This window comes from Paremcibacter congregatus (assembly GCF_006385135.1).
GTDB lineage: Bacteria > Pseudomonadota > Alphaproteobacteria > Sphingomonadales > Emcibacteraceae > Paremcibacter > Paremcibacter congregatus.
On sequence record NZ_CP041025.1, the window covers coordinates 572,950 to 592,125 of the forward strand.

The 19,176-nt window shown below is 47.2% G+C and carries 13 protein-coding genes and 2 pseudogenes; 13 read left to right on the forward strand and 2 right to left on the reverse strand.

Going from position 1 to position 19,176, the window contains the following annotated elements:
- Nucleotides 1-247: 247 nt before the first annotated feature.
- A pseudogene (locus tag FIV45_RS02655) lies at nucleotides 248-1,613 on the reverse strand (IS1380 family transposase).
- On the opposite strand from FIV45_RS02655, the pseudogene FIV45_RS02660 reads away from it, so the two are divergent.
- Nucleotides 1,606-1,734: pseudogene (locus FIV45_RS02660) on the forward strand (transposase domain-containing protein); the annotation flags it as partial. The pseudogenes FIV45_RS02655 and FIV45_RS02660 overlap by 8 nt on opposite strands.
- A gap of 79 nt (nucleotides 1,735-1,813) precedes the next feature.
- On the opposite strand, the gene FIV45_RS02665 reads toward FIV45_RS02660, so the two are convergent.
- Nucleotides 1,814-2,542: a hypothetical protein gene (locus FIV45_RS02665; protein ID WP_133118496.1), complete on the reverse strand. Its 729-nt coding sequence runs from the start codon at nucleotides 2,540-2,542 to the stop codon at nucleotides 1,814-1,816.
- A 272-nt stretch (nucleotides 2,543-2,814) separates the two neighbouring features.
- Here FIV45_RS02665 and FIV45_RS02670 point away from each other — a divergent pair, with 272 nt between their 5' ends.
- The 12 genes from FIV45_RS02670 to FIV45_RS02725 all read left to right on the forward strand — a co-directional run bounded on the left by FIV45_RS02670 (nucleotide 2,815) and on the right by FIV45_RS02725 (nucleotide 19,138).
- Nucleotides 2,815-3,372, forward strand: coding sequence for an RNA polymerase sigma factor (locus tag FIV45_RS02670; protein ID WP_099470715.1), 558 nt, complete (start codon nucleotides 2,815-2,817; stop codon nucleotides 3,370-3,372).
- Nucleotides 3,369-4,481 (forward strand): FecR family protein, encoded by a 1,113-nt coding sequence (locus FIV45_RS02675; RefSeq protein WP_099470714.1) that lies wholly within the window; start codon nucleotides 3,369-3,371, stop codon nucleotides 4,479-4,481. The genes FIV45_RS02670 and FIV45_RS02675 overlap by 4 nt, the downstream gene beginning before the upstream one ends.
- Before the next feature lie 339 nt (nucleotides 4,482-4,820).
- Nucleotides 4,821-6,251: an amidohydrolase family protein gene (locus FIV45_RS02680; RefSeq protein ID WP_133118495.1), complete on the forward strand. Its 1,431-nt coding sequence runs from the start codon at nucleotides 4,821-4,823 to the stop codon at nucleotides 6,249-6,251.
- 266 nt (nucleotides 6,252-6,517) lie between these two features.
- Nucleotides 6,518-6,793: a FecR domain-containing protein gene (locus FIV45_RS02685; RefSeq protein WP_099470712.1), complete on the forward strand. Its 276-nt coding sequence runs from the start codon at nucleotides 6,518-6,520 to the stop codon at nucleotides 6,791-6,793.
- Nucleotides 6,794-7,029: 236 nt separating this feature from the next.
- Nucleotides 7,030-9,654 (forward strand): TonB-dependent receptor, encoded by a 2,625-nt coding sequence (locus tag FIV45_RS02690; RefSeq protein ID WP_165776839.1) that lies wholly within the window; start codon nucleotides 7,030-7,032, stop codon nucleotides 9,652-9,654.
- A 223-nt stretch (nucleotides 9,655-9,877) separates the two neighbouring features.
- Nucleotides 9,878-12,472 (forward strand): N,N-dimethylformamidase beta subunit family domain-containing protein, encoded by a 2,595-nt coding sequence (locus tag FIV45_RS02695; RefSeq protein ID WP_099470710.1) that lies wholly within the window; start codon nucleotides 9,878-9,880, stop codon nucleotides 12,470-12,472.
- Nucleotides 12,473-12,529: 57 nt separating this feature from the next.
- Nucleotides 12,530-13,222, forward strand: a complete 693-nt coding sequence (locus tag FIV45_RS02700; protein ID WP_165776838.1) for a peptidylprolyl isomerase — start codon at nucleotides 12,530-12,532, stop codon at nucleotides 13,220-13,222.
- A gap of 90 nt (nucleotides 13,223-13,312) precedes the next feature.
- A complete protein-coding gene (locus tag FIV45_RS02705) occupies nucleotides 13,313-14,557 on the forward strand; it encodes a serine hydrolase domain-containing protein (protein ID WP_165776837.1) in 1,245 nt (414 codons plus the stop codon).
- A 28-nt stretch (nucleotides 14,558-14,585) separates the two neighbouring features.
- Nucleotides 14,586-15,926 (forward strand): APC family permease, encoded by a 1,341-nt coding sequence (locus FIV45_RS02710; protein WP_099470707.1) that lies wholly within the window; start codon nucleotides 14,586-14,588, stop codon nucleotides 15,924-15,926.
- A gap of 96 nt (nucleotides 15,927-16,022) precedes the next feature.
- Nucleotides 16,023-17,639 (forward strand): class I adenylate-forming enzyme family protein, encoded by a 1,617-nt coding sequence (locus FIV45_RS02715; RefSeq protein WP_204844789.1) that lies wholly within the window; start codon nucleotides 16,023-16,025, stop codon nucleotides 17,637-17,639.
- Nucleotides 17,636-18,541 (forward strand): amidohydrolase family protein, encoded by a 906-nt coding sequence (locus FIV45_RS02720; RefSeq protein WP_139932300.1) that lies wholly within the window; start codon nucleotides 17,636-17,638, stop codon nucleotides 18,539-18,541. The genes FIV45_RS02715 and FIV45_RS02720 overlap by 4 nt, the downstream gene beginning before the upstream one ends.
- A 105-nt stretch (nucleotides 18,542-18,646) precedes the next feature.
- Nucleotides 18,647-19,138 (forward strand): MaoC family dehydratase, encoded by a 492-nt coding sequence (locus FIV45_RS02725; RefSeq protein WP_139932301.1) that lies wholly within the window; start codon nucleotides 18,647-18,649, stop codon nucleotides 19,136-19,138.
- Nucleotides 19,139-19,176: the final 38 nt, after the last annotated feature.

Below are 19,176 nucleotides of genomic sequence, written 5' to 3' on the forward strand. Positions count from 1 at the left end.
ACGCAGGGTTTAAACCCGGACCGCAGCGCAATTGAGTTCCGCAGGGCAGGTCAATCTCAAAATAAGGGCCTGCGGTTGGCCGTTCCTTAAAATCATCTGGTGTAATTTGGCAGAGGCCATAATGTCGATTTTGGCACTATTCTCGATTTTCAGCGTTTCTTTTCAGATTTTAGGCATGCGAAAGGTCTTTCCGAGAGGAGAAGTTTTATAGTCCTGCCTGCGTATCAACATTATGCCGCCGTGCTGGTTATGGAGGAGCGAGTACTGCATGAGCTTTGAAGAATAGGTCCTTGTAGGGATAGGCATCCGGCATGGAGATTTTGATCCGCCGTACCGAATTGATGACACGTGCGGCAACTTTCAGGAGTTTGAGGCGTATGGTGTTGGGAACAGCCTTGGCCAATGGTGTATTTTGCAGAGCCTCGCGCCGGATACTATCGATGAGGACATAAGCAAACCCAGCCAATATCAGGCGGAGCTGATTGGCGCGGTAGTCATGGGCGCTCATGCGATCCCCGAACAGGTCCAACTGACAATCCTTGATCCGGTTTTCCATATCGCCCCGTGGGCAGTATATGTTTTCGTAAAGTTCTTTCGGTGATACGGCCTGTCTGCCCAGGGATGTGACCAGAAAACGACATTGTTGTGATCTGCCGGGTTTATGTTCAACTTTAGCAATGACCCCCCAAATGTTTTTATGGGGGCCAGGTCCAGCTTTTGGACTTCGTCATATGGTAGAAGTCGCCGAATGCCCGGACGGGTTCATTGGTATTGATCAAGGCCATGGCGGCTTTGCCCCGAACTTTCTGAGCTTTTTTGAGAAGATATTCATTGCGCGGCAGGCCAAAGACATAATCGACAGTATTATTTTCACACCACCTCATCAGGTTTTCCCGGGCAAAGCCACTGTCCCCGCGCACCAAAATCTTCACTTTGGGCCATCAATTACGGATTATTCTGATAATGCGCCGGATGACATTGCGTGACCCGCGTGCGCCGTCGATGTTGCTGGGCCGGAGCTGGGCCAAGAGCAAATGATGTCCACAGAAAATATAAAGCGGTAGAAAGCATCTCTCCTCATAGTAACCGTGAAAGAAACTATTTTCCTGGTGCCCGTGAGCTTTTATGTCGGTGGCATCAATATCCAGCGTGATTTCTTTTGGTGGGGTATAATGACTGTCGAGAAAAATGTCGGTGTATAGATTGGACAGTTTTTTCAAGTTTGGCACCATCTGGTGATAGCGGGGATTACCTGCCTCCCGGGATTGTTCCAGTCTGTTGAGAGTGGACTTTCCAGCCAGAGGTACGGGGATTACAGGGCTGACCTTTGCAGGAGAAGCCAGTAATTTTATGGCCGGGTCATTCCGCAGTGTGTCATGATCATTAATATCTTCATAGCCCATAGCGATACCGCAAACCCGCTGGGCCAGAAGGGTGGGGAGTTGGTGCTTTACACGTTTCTGATCCCGGTGATCTGTGAAGCAGGCAGTCATACGGTTGAAAAGCCTGATCTGTTTTGCCCGGTCCCGTAACAGCAAAATACCGGCATCAGAGGTTATCTCTCCGCCGTCAAAGGCTGCGAATACTGTCCGGGAACCAAAATCTGCGGCCATTGCCTATACGCTCATTGAGACAGCCAAACTTAATGGCGTTGATCCGCAAGCCTGGCTCACAGATGTCCTCAGCCGTATCGCAGATCATAAAATCAACCGCGTCGACGAACTACTCCCCTAGAATTATACGCTGTAGAAGCAAAAAGCCGGAATTTTCTGTAAATGAAAATTGCAAGAGGGGTCGTGGGCAATCGCTTACTTTACGGCTTTGGTAATATGCATTTAAATTGCAACTTGTGTTTGATAATTATATCTTTGAATTTATCAAGCTTCCGTTGGCGGCAATAATTTTGGGCTAAGACCCATATAGTTTTGGTGTAGTTTTTATCATCATCGTATGTGCCATATATTTGTTCGTTTTTAGTCAGATATTTGAGGATGGTTTTTTCTTCTAACTCAAGCTGTCCCGTGACGCCGTAAAGGGAATAAAGCTGTTTTAAATAGTGAAGCAACTTATAGCTCTCATTGGTGTTTTTTTCAGCGATGTCAATATTTTCCAATACAAGTAGAATCGCACTGTAGTAATCTTTTTGGGATATAACGAATTTATAATAAAGGGTGCGGCTCATCATTGTTGTTGAATGGGTAAGCCCAAGATATTCTTTAGCTAAAGAATAACCTTTTTTAACCCTTGAGCCCACCTCTATTAACCTGCCTGCTTTGTCGTAATATCTGTTAAGGTTTTTAAGGAAATTAATATATCTAGCGTCACCGGGACGGTCCAATACCGTGCTGGCTTCTAACATTTGTTCGCCGTATTTTATCGCTCGAGGCCAGTTTTTCTTAGCCGCTGCGTTTGTTGCTCTAACACTTACTTTTCCTAGTTTTTTCTCCGTCCAGCCCGTTTCGCCTGCGTAAACAGAAGGAGCCAAAGAATAACAGATAAAAACAAGCATCAGGAAAAAAAGGTGACATGACTTTTTCTTCACAAACATTCAACCCTAGTATGTTCTTATTTTATAATTTGAACCCAATATAACCTACATTGTGATGCAAAGGAATACATGATTTTTTGCATGAAAGAGCAAAATAGAATATAGTGAGGAATGACAACTTAATTATATGGCTGGATAAATTATTATTGACATGACTTGATTTTTACTTTTGTCTAGCACGAAATTATAGGAAAATAAATTCCTGATTATTATTTGGATTGCGAATAGCAAAAGTGTTGAATAACAAGAGTAACCACATAAGTCTAATGGAAACAGGGACATCTAACACGTCTGAAGATGCATTGAATCTGTCTGACTTATATCATAAATATCAAAAGGAAATAGTGTTATTTGCGAGAAATAAAGTTGATAATGGCCCGCCTGAGCCAGAAGATATTGCCCAACAAACATTCCTAAAATATAGTGCATTGGATAAAACAACCAAAATTGATAATCCCAGAGCTTATTTATACCGGATTGCAAAGAATGTTATCAGTTCACATCTTCGAAGTCAGGGGGTGCGCAAAAAATATGCTGAAAACGGTGTTCATAAAATAATTCAGGATGAGGGTGAAAATATCACACCTGAGAGCATCTTATTGAGTAAGGATCGTTCAAGAATCATGCGACAAGCTATACAGGGAATGTCACGCCGTCGTCGCAGAATTGTATTGCTTAAATATACTGAAGGTCTGACGCTGGATGATATTGCAAAGAAAATTGGTGTTTCGCGAACGACAGTCTGGAAAGAAATGGCAAAGGCAATTACAGAAATTGATGATGCTTTAAAAAAGGCCTCTTATCGAGAAGGTAATGTCAAATGAACAGCAGAAATTTACAGTATCCGGACCCTTTAGAGGCGAAAACAGCGGATGTCATTCGCGAGGAAGCCTCACGTTGGGCAGCGCTTACGTGTTCTGAGGAACTGCCGGCTGACTTAAAAGTTGAGTTTGAAAATTGGAAAGCGGCTGATGTGAGGCATATATCTGTTTATGAAGATATGTTTTCGCTGATGGCAGATTTTTCCAAAATAGACGGGCTTTCTGAAATGGCAGAACATGAAGGGCCGCTTTCGATGGAGCGTTTTCTGGATGGTTTACGCGATTTTAAATCTACAACCAAAGAGTGGGCTCGGCCAATATTCTGGGACCCTGCGAAAATAGGCGCTATTGCGGCGATGGGAATGCTTATAATTTTTGGATTGAGTGCTGCCTATATTAGCAGTGTAATATGGCCTTCTACTAATTCTTATATAACGCAGGTCGCAGAACTCAAAGAAGTGACTTTACCCGACGGTTCTATCATAACCTTGGGAGCAATGTCAAAATTGACGGTTCAGTTTAGCGATAATGAGAGACGCGTATTTTTAAACAATGGGGAGGCGTTCTTTTCAATTGAAAAAGATGCAAAGCGTCCATTCTATGTCGTGACAGAAGGCACAGAAGTACGTGTTGTCGGAACCAAATTTGATGTGCGCCGTGGTGTGACGGGTATTCAAGTTGCCGTTTTGAAGGGGGTCGTTCAAGTTGTGGATATAGAAAACCGTGAGGAACAGAAAAAGAAGCCGTCGATGCAAACGAAAATTCTTCATGCAGGGGAAAAAATTACGGATCCTTATAGAGGTGATATAAAACAGGTTGAGAAAATTACAGGTGCGATGCCGGGGGCTTGGCGCCAGGGAAGGCTGGTTTATGCCAGTGTAAGGTTGGCCGACTTGGTTGCTGATGCCAACCGCTACTATAAAGGCAAGATTGTCATCAATGATAGTGCGATTGCAGATTTATCTGTTTCCATATCTTTTCGGGCAGATCAGATTGAAGAAATGCTGGAAAGTCTAAGCGTAACTTTGCCAATTAAAGTCGTATCTCAGATGGATAGAGAAAATAATATCGTTAATTTTATTATTTCACCTAAACGCGCAAACACAATCTAATGACTTAAAGAATAAGAGATAAACACATTTTTCTGGCACCATTATTTGTTCTTCATAAAAAATATTAATAAAAGGTGAAAATCTAACCGACTTGCGCGTCCTCTTATCCGTAACCCCATTTAGTGGTTATGAATAAGGGAAGTGCTGATTGGAAAAATACCGTTCGCAGCACGATATCCCGGCATAATTTATAGGAGTTAAAAATGCTAAAATTTTTTATTGCCAAAGTGAATCATCGAAATGAACCGCGACATACAAAAAACAATGCCCATAGCATCTGGAAAGCCCAGTCGCTTTCTTGACTTAATATCAGCAAAAAACATGGATAGGACATGAGGCGTGTATAAATCTATAATCGCATATTCTTTGATGGTATTTGCAGTGATGGAGTTTACACCATTACAGGCAGAAACAATAGCCATAACTGGCGCGACAATTATTGATGGTAATGGGGGTAGTCCCCTTAAAAATGGGACCCTTGTTATTGATGGCAACCGGATTATAGCGGTTGGGAAAACGCGGGACATTGATGTACCTGCAGGTGCTCGCATCATAAAAGCCGAGGGAAAATATATTATACCCGGTTTAATGGACACAAATGTTCACCTATTTATAGAAATGGCGGTAGAAACGCTTGCCAAATATGAAGGCCAATATGACAAATTGATCATTGAGGCAGCGCAGGTAGCCCTTAAAGCCGGTGTTACCACTGTTTTTGACAGTTATGGTCCGCGTCAACCCCTTGTTGATGCTCGCGATGCGATTAACCTGGGTGAGGAAATAGGTAGCCGTATTTATCTGGCGGGCAATATCGTTGGTTATGATGGCCCATTCTCGGGTGATTTTTGGCCAGACGCAAAAGCGACGACCAGCCCTTCTTTTGTCAAAAAAATTAATGATATGTGGGTACAGGATGTGGGGCGTCGGCTTGTATGGATGGCTCCTGAGCAACTGGGCGGGGCATTGGAACCTTACCTGAAAAAAGACATTGATTTTGTTAAATATGGTGCCAGTGGTCATTCCATTGGTGAAATGCATTTTCTCACCTTTTCTGAAAAAGCGCAGGATGTCATTGTCAAAACGGTGAAGGGTGCGGGCCTGACTGTGCAAACCCACACGACTTCTGTTGAAAGCCTGCGTATTGCAGTGGAAGCGGGTGTTGACCTGTTACAGCACTGCGATGTAACCGGGCCTGTCGTTGTACCGGATTCGACGATAAAGATGATGGCTGAACGTCAAATTCCCTGCGCTCCCCTGACAATGACTGTACTTGGAGAGGAGGCAAGGATAAAGTTTCTTAAAGTATTTGGTGCAAGTCAACCAGAGGCTAATCAGGAGTTTATCGACAGTATTCAGATTTCGAGGCAAAATGTTCGGAAAATGCTTGATGCGGGTGTGCCTCTTCTTTTGTCAACTGATTCCTATCTCAATTCAAAGAGGGTGGAAGAATGGTTTGGAATCTCCGATGCTGTTGAATCTCTGACAGTTCTTGGAGAGGGGCACTTTCACTGGCTTAAGGCGATGGAAGAAAGAGGCATGGATGCAATGACTATGTTGATGTCTGCAACCCGGGATATAGCCAGGGCCTATAAGATTGATAAAGATTTGGGCACGTTGGAAAAAGGCATGATAGCAGACTTACTGATATTGGACGAAAATCCGTTAAAGAGTTCGGGTAATTACAAAAAAATTCATATGATTATGAAGGATGGCAGGAAAGTTGACAGAGATACCTTGCCAACCCGTCGCTTTCTGACTCAGGCCAATTAGGACAGGATCATCAAAAAATATGTTTTTAATATTAGAGATTGCCACGGCCCTGAACAGCCTTGCTCCTTGGTGGGTCAGTTCTCAAGATAGAAAGTAACTTCACGAATGGTCAATCACCCCCAAACTTGTTGAGAATGACGTCTGCAATCTCTTCTCAGCCCTCTATAAGGGGATCAACGCACGGCAGTCAGTTTCCAAGTTAGGAAATTGATGTTTGATCTTATACCCGATGCGGGACCATCAGAATTGAGAAAATTACTGGCGCGATGCCGGGGGCTTGGCGCCAGGGAAGACTGGTTTATGCTAGTGTAAGGTTGGTCGACTTGGTTGCTGATGCCAACCGCTACTATAAAGGCAAGATTGTCATCAATGATAGTGCGATTGCAGATTTATCTGTTTCCATATCTTTTCGGGCAGATCAGATTGAAGAAATGCTGGAAAGTCTAAGCGTAACTTTGCCAATTAAAGTCGTATCTCAGATGGATAGAGAAAATAATATCGTTAATTTTATTATTTCACCTAAACGCGCAAACACAATCTAAAGACCTAAAGACCTAAAGACCTAATGACCTAATGACCTAAAGAATAAGAGAAAATCTCATTCTTTTTGTATCATTTTTTGCTTTTTAAAAGAAATATTAATTAAAAGTGAAAATTTGGACGACATGCGCGTCTTCTTGTCAGTAACCTCATTGGGTGGTTATGAATAAGGGAAGCGTTGATTGGAAGAATGCCGATCACAGCACGAGATCCCAGCATAATTTATAGGGAGTTAAAAATGCTAAAAAAGTTTATGACAAATCTATTAAATAGTTCCGGCGCGCACAGCGAGGATAAGCACATCTCATTTAAATCACATCTATGCAGAAGTGTTTCTTTAGCAGTACTTGGGGGTGTGTTGTCATTTTCTGCGGCACTGGCAGATGAAACAAAATTTAACATCAAGTCTCAATCACTCAGAGATGCTCTTCTAGAGTTTTCTGCACAGGCCGACATGGTTGTTGTGGTGCCGGAAGATATTGGGCCAAGTGAAGCCGCTCGGGCTCTATATGGAGTGATGGACGCGGATGAAGGCTTAAAATTACTGCTTAAAGATACGGGGCTTTATTACACTCGTGGCAAAAGAGGTCAGTTTAACATTAGTAAGGATCCAAGCTATGATTTTCAGGCTGTATCCTTTACAACGGAAGCGGATTACGAAGAAAACTTTACCGTTTCCGAAGATGATGAACGGGCTGACGAGGTTGAAGGTTTTGCGCTTGAAGAGATTGTTGTTACCGCAAGCCGCCGGGCGACGAATTTGCAGGATACGGCCATGTCATTGAATGTGCTTACTGGAGAGCATCTGGAAGAGCGTGGAGTGCTTGCATTAAGTGATATTATCTCAACCGTACCTGGTGTTTCTTTGACAATATCAGAACCGGGTAGAACCGGTGTTCTTATTCGGGGTATTTCCACTAGTTCTTTTGCAACTTCAGGCAGGGCCACGACGTCCACATACCTTGATGATTTTCCACTCGGTGGCGGTACCCAATTCCGTACACCGGACATCCGCTTGGTGGATGTTTCCAGGGTAGAAGTAATAAAAGGCCCTCAGGGGACCCTTTACGGACAAAGTGCCATGGGCGGCGTGATCCGTTATATCACCAATCAACCGAATATGGAGGAACTCTCTGGCGGGATCAGTAGTCGCTTGTCCCATACAGATCGAGGGGACATCAACTGGGGTGTACAGGGACATATTAATGTACCGTTAAGTGATACTGTGGCAATCCGAGTTGTTGCTTATGATTATAATGATGATGGCTTTATTGACTCGCATAGTGGGTTAGGCAATAATTTGAATACGGCTAACACTACCGGGGTTCGCGCTGCGTTGAAGTGGGATGTCAATGATAATATTACGTTTGATAGCTTGTATTTGAACCAGCGCCTAACAAAAGGTAAGGAGCAAAATATAACCAGTGCATTTACGCCAACCCCATATCCGGGCGTTCCAACAGATGTTACTTTGCCAAATTTATCAGAATTAACGACGCAGTTTGGTGCGGCTCCCTGGGTAATTGATTATGAGATGGTTAATTTCAAGCTTGATGTTGATTTGGGAGAATTCAGCGTCACGGCGATGGGGGCAAAAAAATGGCTAGATTCCGACGTAACCTTAGAGATTGTAGAGCAGCTCAGTATATTTGAAGGTAGCATACCTTTTTTCCAGGTGGATAAGACTGAAGCTGAAACCTTTGAGCTGCGGGCTGTTTCCGACAGGGCTGAGGGAGAACTTCTCGACTGGATAGCGGGCTTCTATTACGAAAGTACAGATAATCAGGTGCATTTAGGCGCAAGCTATATTGGGCCAGATATCCTGTGGTTAGGGTTTCTGCCTCTTTCGCAGAGTGACTCAAATCTATCAAACGCTAGGACGTTCTCAAAATCAAATGAAAAGGCGTTTTATGGTGAGCTTGGGTTCAATTTCACGGATAAGTTAAGGTTGTCTGCTGGTTATCGCTGGTCAAATATTGAGATTGAGAATGGCACATTGGTGGCAGATGGAACCTTTCAAATTGTTACGGGCCAAGCCGCTCTCGTTGGCAGGGAAAATGATCTGATTGCCGATCAGAAGGTAAGTACCTACAGGGTAAATCTGGAGTATCGCCCAATAGATGATGTTATGGTTTATGCTCAGGCAGCCTCAGGCTATCGACCCGGCGGCGCAAATGCCCCAAGCTTTCTAGACCCAGACGGTTCAACCTATGTCTCTGATACATTATGGAATTATGAGGTTGGTGCGAGAACAACATGGTTGGATGGTCGTCTGACAGCGAACCTCACTCTTTTCAGGATTGACTGGTCGGGCATTCAGTTGACAGGGGTTGACCCTAAGAGTTTCGCCCCAGGTACTTTCAATGTTGGTAAGGCAAGGATTAATGGTCTTGAGCTGGAATCTCAGTATCGGATAAATGAAAATCTCTCTGTTGGTTTTAATGCGGGCTATACGGATCCAATCCTGACGGAAGATTATTCAATTGGTTCGACGTTGGTTGCCGAAGCAGGGGATCGTTTGCCGGGATCTACTAAATGGACCTATGCCGTGTTTGCCGACTTTCAGTATCCTGTCAGTGCAGACCTTGACCTGGCGATACATGCGACCCACCGGTATGTCGGGGACCGGGAGCAAATATTGGGTGCATCTGTATTCATTCAAGATGCGCCGCATCCTTCCTATAATATTACAGATGTGCGTATGAGCTTGAGCCATGCAAACGGTATTGAGGTGTCTTTGTTTGCTGACAATCTCTTTAATAATATTGCCCGCACAGCGGCCCGTCGCACGGGAGGTGTTTTTGATACATTTTGGATCACACGCCCTAGAACGATTGGGATCAATGTGGGCTATAACTTCTAAAGCTGAACTTCAAAAAGATGTTCCAATAGTATCAGGGCGGGCTTTTATGCTCGCCCTGATACTTTACAAGTCAATAACAGGTTTAGTTCCAGCTATCAGGTCGGAAACCTCAATGCGGCAGCGGCTCATAGTAGCAGGGTTGTTGAGCGGTTGTTTGTGGGCGACCTCTTTAATGAACGTGCAAATTATTATAAATTTTACATAGGAGCGGAGTGGAAAAGCCATGACAGATGATCTTAATAGAAGTAAGCCCAAGGATAGTGCGCCTGAATCGAAGAGCCCCGGTCGCCGTGATTTTATGAAGGCGTCAGGGGCGGCCGGTATAATGGCTGCCGTGGGCTCACGTATATTTGCTGGAGAAGCGAAGGCTGAAACGGCAGTTGTATCATCAGCCGCTGGGAACTACTGGGAGCAAGAAGACTGGCGTGCGCTTCCAAAGCGTACGATCCTTGGTTATTGCTGGCCCTGGCATGCTCGGCCTGGTGATACGCTGGATTTTAAGGTCAGCACCTATGCTGGTGGTCCCTATGAGGCTGATCTGGTGCGTGTGATACACGGGAATATCTGGCCAGCGCAGAAGATGCAGAAGGAGCTTGAGCTTGAAGCGCCTTTTGCGCGCCAATATCCGGGACGGCATCAGATTTCAGCCCCCGGCTCTTGTGTGGAAGTTCCTGAATCCAGGGGCCTGAATAATATCAAAAGCTTTACGGTGCAAAGCTATGTCTTTCCCTCCCTCATACTGAAGAAGGGTGAGAAGCTTCACCATTATCCGGATACTTATATTGGCCATGAGGGTTTAGGTATTGAAGAGACTGAAGAGGTTATTGACGAGCAAACACTCGTTGCGCGCTGGGACGAGGAAGCTGGTACTGGCTGGTCCTTGTATCTGGACCGGCAGGGCAGACCGTCTTTTAAGATAGCCGGCAGTAATGGTAAAACCCATAAGATTATACTCGGACGGCCATTATTGAAAAAACGTTGGTTTCTGGTCGCGGCCAGCTATGATGCTGATAGCGGTAGTCTTAAAATCTCAAGCGAACATATAGATGGCTATTTTGCCAATGAATATGCGGTGCGTCCCCAAAGTGCTACCTTGGCCTTGCCAGCAGGAGCCAAGCCGAGGCAAAAAGGCGTGCTGCGATTTGGGGCGACGACAGGCCGCAAGCGCGGTAAATATTACCGTGCGCCGGCACAGGTATTAAATGGCAAGCTGGATTCTGTCCGGCTGACCCATGGGGCGTTGTCGCCTAAAGAAGTTCAGGAGGTTTCTGGGCTGGTCGTGCCAAAGAAGAGAGCCTTAAAAGTTATAGGCTTTTGGGACTTTGGCAAAGACATTGGCACCACCAAGGTGCATGACCTATCAAAGAATAATCTGCACGGTGAGACCATAAATCTGCCTGACAGAGGCGTTACGGGGGTACGGTTTGATGGCAGTATTACGGAGTGGACGGTGAAGCCGGATCATTACGGTGCCTGTGCGTTTCATGATGATGATCTTTATGACGCCCAGTGGGAGACGGACTTTTCTTATAAAGTCCCCAAGGGGCTACCAAGTGGTATATATGCTGTACGCCTGAAGCATGGGGACTTTATCGAACATATTCCGTTTTTCGTGGCCCCGCCAAAGGGCCGGACAACGTCTAAGGCGGCCTATCTGGTGCCGACGGTCAGCTATTCGGCCTATTCCAATATGGATGAGCATTTCTCTCTGAATATACCCATTGCCCGTAAACAGTTTGATGGCTCTACAAAGATAGAGAAGGATCATTTTGTTCATCCATCCGTCGCAGGCCTATCTCCTCATGAGGCGGCTTTTTATGCCAAACATCGCCGCGAATTGGGGGGCGGGGTTTATCGGAACCATACGGGAGGAGGATATCATTGGCATGCAACTCAGAAAGTGCCAAACCTTAATTTAAAACTGGCCGCTGGCTACACCAAGCTGTGCATGGATACCTTTCTGACCGACTGGTTCTATGCCAAGGGTATTGAGGTGGACATCATTACCGACGATATGATGCAGGCCGAGGGGGTTGACCTTCTTAAAAACTATAACGTCATCCTGAACGGCCATCACCCGGAATATTATTCCAGTGAGATGCTCGATGCGGTTGAGGGTTATCTGGATCAGGGCGGTCGTTGGATGTATCTTGGCGGTAACGGCTATTGCTGGACAACCCCTTTCCATCCTACTCTGGACGGTGTTGTGGAGGTCCGCAAGAATGTTGGCGGGGGCCTTCTTTTTGGCGGTGATTATTGGGGCGTCCAGCAAGCGGTTAATGAATATGATGGCCGGGATGCCGGCTTGTGGCGTAGTGCGCATCGGCCGGAGCAGCGTACTGTTGGGGTCGGATGGGTTGCCTCTCCCTATTCGACGCAATCTGTGCCTTACAAGCGCACGGAGGCGGCTGGGGACACAAGGGCTGCTTTCATCTTTGCCGGTGTGAAGGGGGAGTTGCTGGGAAGCTTTGGCTTAAGCGGCAATGGCGCGGCAGGGTTTGAGGTTGATGGGGCCAGCTTCGATAAGGGGACGCCTTCCCATGCGCTGATCGTTGCGCGTAGCACAGACTTTGGCAAGCCCTGGCACTTTATGCTGGGGGGGCTCGAGCGAGAGGAATTTGCCCCTCGCTTTGCTATGCCGCGGGCAGATATGACCTTCTTTGAAACCTCCAAAGGGGGTGCGGTATTTAGCGTTGGTTCCATGTCTTATATCGGCTCTTTAAGCCACGCTGGCTATGACAATAACATCTCCCAGATCACTTTGAATGTACTCAGCCGCTTTATGGATAAAAAGCCCTTCCGGATGCCGGAAGGGTAATGGATGAATATTCGAAGAAAAATAATTATGAAGCACCCTAGAAGGGATAAGAATGTCATGAATAGCTATATGGGCAAGGAGAGTTATGTTGGAGGTGTATATATGAAGTGGATAGTATGCATATTGTTGTATGCAATGAGCTTTTCGTGGAGTATTGCGGAGAATCCAGCGGAATTTTCAGATTCTGAGACGGCTAACAAGGTGACTATTGTCATTAATACGGAACTTGGAGAAATTTATGTGGAGGTTGATACGGGATATGCGCCAATCCCAGCAAATAATTTTCTGAGATATGTTGATGCGGGTCGTTATGATGACAGTGTCTTTTACCGCTCTATACCGCATTTAAATCTTATTCAGGGCGGGCTAGCCGGACAGGCAATCAAAGAAGGGCATTATGATAATTACCTTCCTCTCCGTTTTCCGCCCGTTCGCCTTGACTTGCCAACAGGTGAAGATCGTAAGTTGAGGCGGGGTTCTCTTGCTTTTGCTCATGAGTTAGGTGACCCTCAACAAGTTGGGGCAGAGTTTTTACTCATGACTGACGAAATCCCATCCCTGAACTATAGATATAACGAACATGGTAAAGTGTCTGGGGTAAAGCATTTTGGCAGGATTGTTAAAGGCATGGAAATAGTTGATCAGATTTATAAGATGGAAATCAAGGGGGAAGCAAACTTAGCTTGGGCGAAGGGCACAGTACTTACAAACTATGTGAAAATTTTTTCCATGAAAAGGTTGGTGCCATGACTATTCCTACTTCTATACAAATACAAGAAAGACCACTCATTCTTGACAGAGTGAAATATGAGTGATGGGAAGTTTATCAGAAAAATCATTATGAAGAACTTATTATATAGGATGGCGGCCTCTTGGGGGTTAGCTGTCCTGGCGGGTAGTGCGGTTATAGTGTTGCTTGCGGCTTGCGGCGGGACAGGCGCAGCTCCGTCACATGATAACACCAAATTGCAGCAGACATTGCAAATAATGCTTCAGGATTTTGTTAAATCTGATGATGTGATGACAGGCGCATCAATATACGTTATCGCGCCGCATCTGGATCTTGAATGGGGTACGGCCATTGGTGTAACGGAGCGGGGTGGTAGTGTCCCATTGACACCGGAGCATCCCACTTACATCTCCAGTGTTACAAAATCATTTGTCGCGGCGGCTATTTTGCGCCTTCATGAAGAAGACCGGATTGATATAGAGGCGCCGATAACACGTTACTTACGTGAGGACCATCTGCAAATATTAAAAGATGGCGGTTATGACGTGGATCAGATTACCGTGCGACATTTGTTGATGCATACCTCAGGTTTGGCGGATTTCTTTTATACAAAGACCTTCGACCAAATGGCTCCAAAACTCATGTCCGGTGAACTTGTCCATTTGTTCACGCTTGAAGAACAGCTGAGAATGGCCATGGAAGATAAATCTTACGGCAAGCCGGGGGAGGTCTATCACTATAGTGATACGGGCTATATTCTTCTAGGCGCCATGCTTGAGAAGATCACAGGCAAATCAATGGCAGCGGCCACCCGGGAACTTGTCGATTATGACAATCTTGGTCTTAAGAATACCTGGTGGGCGGTTTTGGAGCCTCGCCCAGTTGGAGTATTGCCCCGCGCCCATCAGTATTACGGCGATTATGACAGTTATAATAATGACCCGCCCTTTGATCTTTATGGCGGCGGAGGCATGATCTCGACACCTGAGGATATGGCCAGATTTTTCCAAGCACTGTTTAAGGGCGGCGTTTATGCCAAAGAGGACACACTTGACCTGATGCTGACCACATTGAAAGACAAGGGGCCCAAGCCGGAAGACTTTAATGGGCGAACAACGCCGGACTACTATGGTCTAGGGATTTTTCGAGGGCAAGCCGGCGATATTATGACGTATGGTCATGGCGGCTGGTGGGGGGCTTATGGGTTCTATGTGCCGAGCCTTGACATCGCGATCGGCGTCACGACAACCCGGCAGGAATATTCCAAAACCATAGAGGGTTTTTCCAGCACCCTATTAGAGAAAATACAAGCGGCTTGCAGACCTTTATCAGCTAAAAGCCCATCCGACCCGTAACATACCCCAACATCATTAAGGTAAATTTATGACCACCGAACATATCACACCAGGCACAGATGGGAAACTATCCAGAACCCTTGGGTTGACCACGAGCTTACTGGTCTTTGTCGGGTATATTGTCGGGGCCTCGATTTTTATCTTGCCGGGTACGCTTGGCGGGTCAACGGGCCCTGGGCTTTTCCTGTCCTATATTCTGGCGGCGATCCCGGCCATATTCAGTTGCGGTGTTGCCGCCTTCGTTGGCAGTGCCTATCCGGTACCCGGGGCTGGGTTTGTTTTTGCCAGCCGGATGTTTCCCCCCATTGGTATGGCCACGGCAATCTGGACATTGGTTTTTGGCGTTACCATGGGTATTCCGCTACTGGCCTTTGGTTTTGCTGACTATATCAACTATTTCATCCCGGGACTGAACCGTCAGCTTGTTGCTGGTGCTACAGTAATAATATTCACGCTGGTGAACTGTGGCCGGGTGACGTTAACAGCCATGGTACAGGGCGTGTGCGTATTGATATTTTGTGTGGGTTTAATGATATTCAGCATTGGCGGGATTGTCTCTGGCGATGGTAAAGCATTGGAGCCTCTGTTTCCCAATGGACTGGAGCCGGTGTTCTTTGCCGCGCTGACCGCCTATTTCTCCTATCTTGGAACTATGGTGGTGATGGAGATGGCGGGGGAGATAAAAAACCCCTCCCGAAATATTCCCCTTACTTTGATCATAGGGTTCAGTATCCTGCTGCTTGTCTATACCTCGGTCCCTATCGCTTTGATGATGAACCTGCCCTGGGATATGCTTGGAGCTCGTGGTAATGGATCAATCGCCGTTATTACGGCTTCTGAGACTTTTTTACCGCCGGGCTGGACGAATTTTATTGCCATGGGCGCATTATTGGCGGCGGGAACCTCCGTGAACGGAACTTTATTGTCTCAAAGCCGGGACGTTCTTGCCGCTTCAAGAGAGGGGCTGGTGCCGAGGTCTTTGGGCCATGTCAATGAGACATCCCATGTGCCGATCCGGGCGGTTGTCTTTCTGTCGGGACTTTCCCTGCTGGCTATCCTTTATGGGGCCAACATCAGGGCTTACGCGGACGTGGTGGTCTTTGGCGTTATGTATCTACAGGCGGGGCTTGGTTATGCCGCATACCGCTATCCTGACCGTTACCCAGAAGAATATGCCGCCAGTCCGCTGCGATACCCCCGTTTGGTTCATTCATTCTTTTCGCTGGGCCTGATGGTGTTTTCTATCGGGATCATGGGCATGTTCGCTTACCGGAATATAAATATGCTGCTGATCTTCCTGGTCCTGCTGGGGGTCGTTGCCATGATTTTTAGATTAAACGAACGTAGAGAAGCCAAACAAAATGAGTAATGCGAAAAAGTCACCTTCGGATGGTGTCTCCACCCCACGGCGTTTCCGGTTTCAAGGCGGGGCTCGGGTATTATGTTGATGGATCAAAATTCGCCTATGCCCTTGACTAATATTCAAACGCTAATCTCCGATTATGTTCATCATTATGTGAAACTATCTCCTGAGCGAGAGGCGGTTGTCTTTGGCGATCAGCGAATAACTTACGGTGAGCTGCAGGATCAGGTGCATCACTGCGCCAAGGCACTTTTGGCCATGGGGGTCAAGAAGGGCGATGTGGTGGCAACGCTTTGTACGCCCCGGCCGGAATATTGGGTTATATTTCTAGCCACCACAAGTATTGGCGCCATATGGATGGGGCTCAACCCTAAATACAGCCTTGAGGAATGCCGATATATAATCGGGGATGCCAAACCCAAACGCCTGTTCGCCATGGCGGAATTTGAAGGGCGGGACTATAGCCCTATGGTGAGTAGCCTATTATCAGAGTTTGACTTTCTTGAGCAGGCGATTGCCCTAACAGAACCCATGCCAGGAGCGATGTCCTATGGGGTTTTCCTTGAGGGGGCAGCACAGATAGAACGGGATAGCTACCGGCAAACAATAACAGCTGTAGATACGATGGACCCGGCTCTGCTGGTCTATACCTCGGGCTCCAGCGGCAGACCTAAGGGAGCGCTATTGTCCCACTATGGATTATGCTTTGGCGCCACAGCACAGAACCAGCACTTTAAGGTCACGCAGCCCAGTATCATCTGCAGCTTCCCGATCAATCATGTGGCCTGCGTTGCAGATACCTGCTGCGTTATTCTGGTGGCTGGCGGAACTATATATTTCCAGGAGCGGTTTGATCCAACACTGGTGCTTAAAACGGTCGCCGCCGAGCGCATATCCCTATTGGGCGGTGTGCCAACCATGATATTGATGTTATTGGACCACCCTGACTTTAAGCAAACTGACTTTTCCAGCGTGGCCCTCTTCATCTGGGGCGGGGCAGCTATGCCGGAGCCAACCATTAAACGCCTGCAGAAACTGTTCCCGCGCCTGATGAATGTCTACGGTATGACAGAAACGGCGGCCAATACGACGTATAGCCGGGATGATGCCAGCCTAGAGCAGTTACGGGATACCATCGGTCATCCCAGTCCCTATATGCCCTGCCGGATTGTTAATACAGAAGGCAAGATCTGTGAGATAGGGGAGCAGGGCGAGCTTCAGTTCAAGGGGGACTATCTCCTGCTGGAATATCTTAACCGCCCTGAGGCGACGCGCGATGTCTATACCCATGATGGCTGGCTCCATACGGGGGATGTGGGTTACCTGCGGGACGATGGGGCCATCACACTTATCGGGCGTATGTCGGATATGTTCAAGTCGGGCGGCTATAATGTCTATCCCCGGGAGATAGAGCTGCTACTCGAAAGTCATCCATCTGTGGATATGGCGGCGGTCGTCGGCGTGCCGGACCCGCTCTATCAGGAAGTGGGCGCCGCCTATATCCAGTTGAAACCCGGGTGCGAAGCGACGGGAGAGATGTTGCAGGCCTTCTGCAAGGAAAGCCTCGCCAACTATAAAATACCCAAGCATTTTATTCTCACCGCCGAACTGCCCATGCTGCCCGTGGGGAAAGTCGATAAAGTTGCGCTTAAAAAACGCTCTTTGAACCAGGCAGATAATCCCACGACCTCACAATCACAACATCAGGTAATGATATGACAGACAATAGCCACAAGATAATCGACTTCCGCGTCCGCCTGCCGGAGGCCTTGCGTCCGGATATAGACGTCCCCAAAGAGAATAGTCTGCAATATGACGCTGTCCTGGGGACAAGTGATAAGTTTGGGGCCTCACAGACGACAGAGGCATTGCTGGCGCAGATGGAAGCTGCGGGGATTGATCATGCGGTTGTTCATGCTGAATATGAAGTAGGAGATCCGGCGGATGCTTTAAACCAGGCCGTGGCAGATCTGGTCAACGAATATCCGGCCCGCTTAAGCGGTATTGGGACCATCAGCATGAAGGACTTCAGTATAAAAAACGCTCTGAGGCAGGTTACGGAATGTGCCGAGAGGGGCATGATCGGCCTGTCTATTCAACCAGCTTTTTTTGGGATGACCATAAATGACAAGCTGCTCTATCCGATCTATGCCAAGGCCATAGAGCATAATCTGTTGGTCGCGCTGCATACGGGGGTAAATTACACCATGAACAAACCGATGGCCGGGGAGAACCCCATGCTTATTGATGAGGTATGTTGCCATTTTCCGGACCTGACCGTCGTGGCTTCTCATGCGGGCTGGCCGTGGATTGCCGAAATGGTCGCCGTCGCCCGCAAGCATCCTCAGGTCTATATGGAGTTCGGTGGCTTATCCCCCAAATATGTTGGTGCCCCGGGCAGCGGCTGGGAGGTGATGCACCGCTTTATGAATAGTGTGTTGTCACAGCAAATACTCTTCGGCACCGACTGGCCGGTGATGGATCACGCGCGGGTGATCTCAGAGTGGAAAGACCTCGGCCTTAAGCCTCATGTGGAACAGGGCCTCCTAGGCGGTAATGCGGGGAGACTGATAAAGAAAATGGGAGCTAGCCCAAAGAAGACAGCAACCGCCCTAGTTTAGACATGCAGGACGACTGGTTCGCAGAGAGATGATTGACTTCAGACGACAACCATCCAGCCACTAGAGGCAAACAATCACACAATGAGAGAAGGCCAAGGGTAAAGAATGACCAAGCATAAAACCATTAACGACTTAATAGACCTCACCGGAACAGAGATCGGTGTCTCTGACTGGATCCAGCTGACCCAGAAGAAGGTTGATCAGTTTGCACAACTGACCGAGGACCATCAGTTTATCCATATCAATCCGGCCAAAGCCCGTGCGGCGGGTTTTGACGGTACGATTGTCCACGGGTTTTTCCTGTTGTCCCTGATCTCCAAGTTCCAGTTTGACCTGATGCCGCCAATTGACGGGGTGTCTTCCATATTGAACTACGGCCTTAATAAAACCCGTTTTATCGCCCCGGTGCCGGTGGGCAGCCGAGTGAGAGGCCGGTTGAGCATCAAGGCGGTTACGGAGCGTAAGGCCGGACAGTATCTGATCACCTGTGAAACGATCTTGGAGATCGAAGGCCTAGAAATCGAGGGTCTAGAAATCGAAAGACAGGATAAGCCGGGCTTTATAGCCGAACATCTTGGCCTTGTGATAATGGCATAAGCCATAAAATAAACTATCCAGGAAAACATCCAACAATA

Coding starts and splice junctions, on each gene's coding strand:
- FIV45_RS02705 (WP_165776837.1), top strand. CDS start 13,313: ATGAAGAACTTATTATATAGGATGGCGGCCTCTTGGGGGTTAGCTGTC.
- FIV45_RS02715 (WP_204844789.1), top strand. CDS start 16,023: ATGCCCTTGACTAATATTCAAACGCTAATCTCCGATTATGTTCATCAT.
- FIV45_RS02685 (WP_099470712.1), top strand. CDS start 6,518: ATGCCGGGGGCTTGGCGCCAGGGAAGACTGGTTTATGCTAGTGTAAGG.
- FIV45_RS02725 (WP_139932301.1), top strand. CDS start 18,647: ATGACCAAGCATAAAACCATTAACGACTTAATAGACCTCACCGGAACA.
- FIV45_RS02670 (WP_099470715.1), top strand. CDS start 2,815: ATGGAAACAGGGACATCTAACACGTCTGAAGATGCATTGAATCTGTCT.
- FIV45_RS02695 (WP_099470710.1), top strand. CDS start 9,878: ATGACAGATGATCTTAATAGAAGTAAGCCCAAGGATAGTGCGCCTGAA.
- FIV45_RS02690 (WP_165776839.1), top strand. CDS start 7,030: ATGCTAAAAAAGTTTATGACAAATCTATTAAATAGTTCCGGCGCGCAC.
- FIV45_RS02675 (WP_099470714.1), top strand. CDS start 3,369: ATGAACAGCAGAAATTTACAGTATCCGGACCCTTTAGAGGCGAAAACA.
- FIV45_RS02710 (WP_099470707.1), top strand. CDS start 14,586: ATGACCACCGAACATATCACACCAGGCACAGATGGGAAACTATCCAGA.
- FIV45_RS02720 (WP_139932300.1), top strand. CDS start 17,636: ATGACAGACAATAGCCACAAGATAATCGACTTCCGCGTCCGCCTGCCG.
- FIV45_RS02700 (WP_165776838.1), top strand. CDS start 12,530: ATGAATAGCTATATGGGCAAGGAGAGTTATGTTGGAGGTGTATATATG.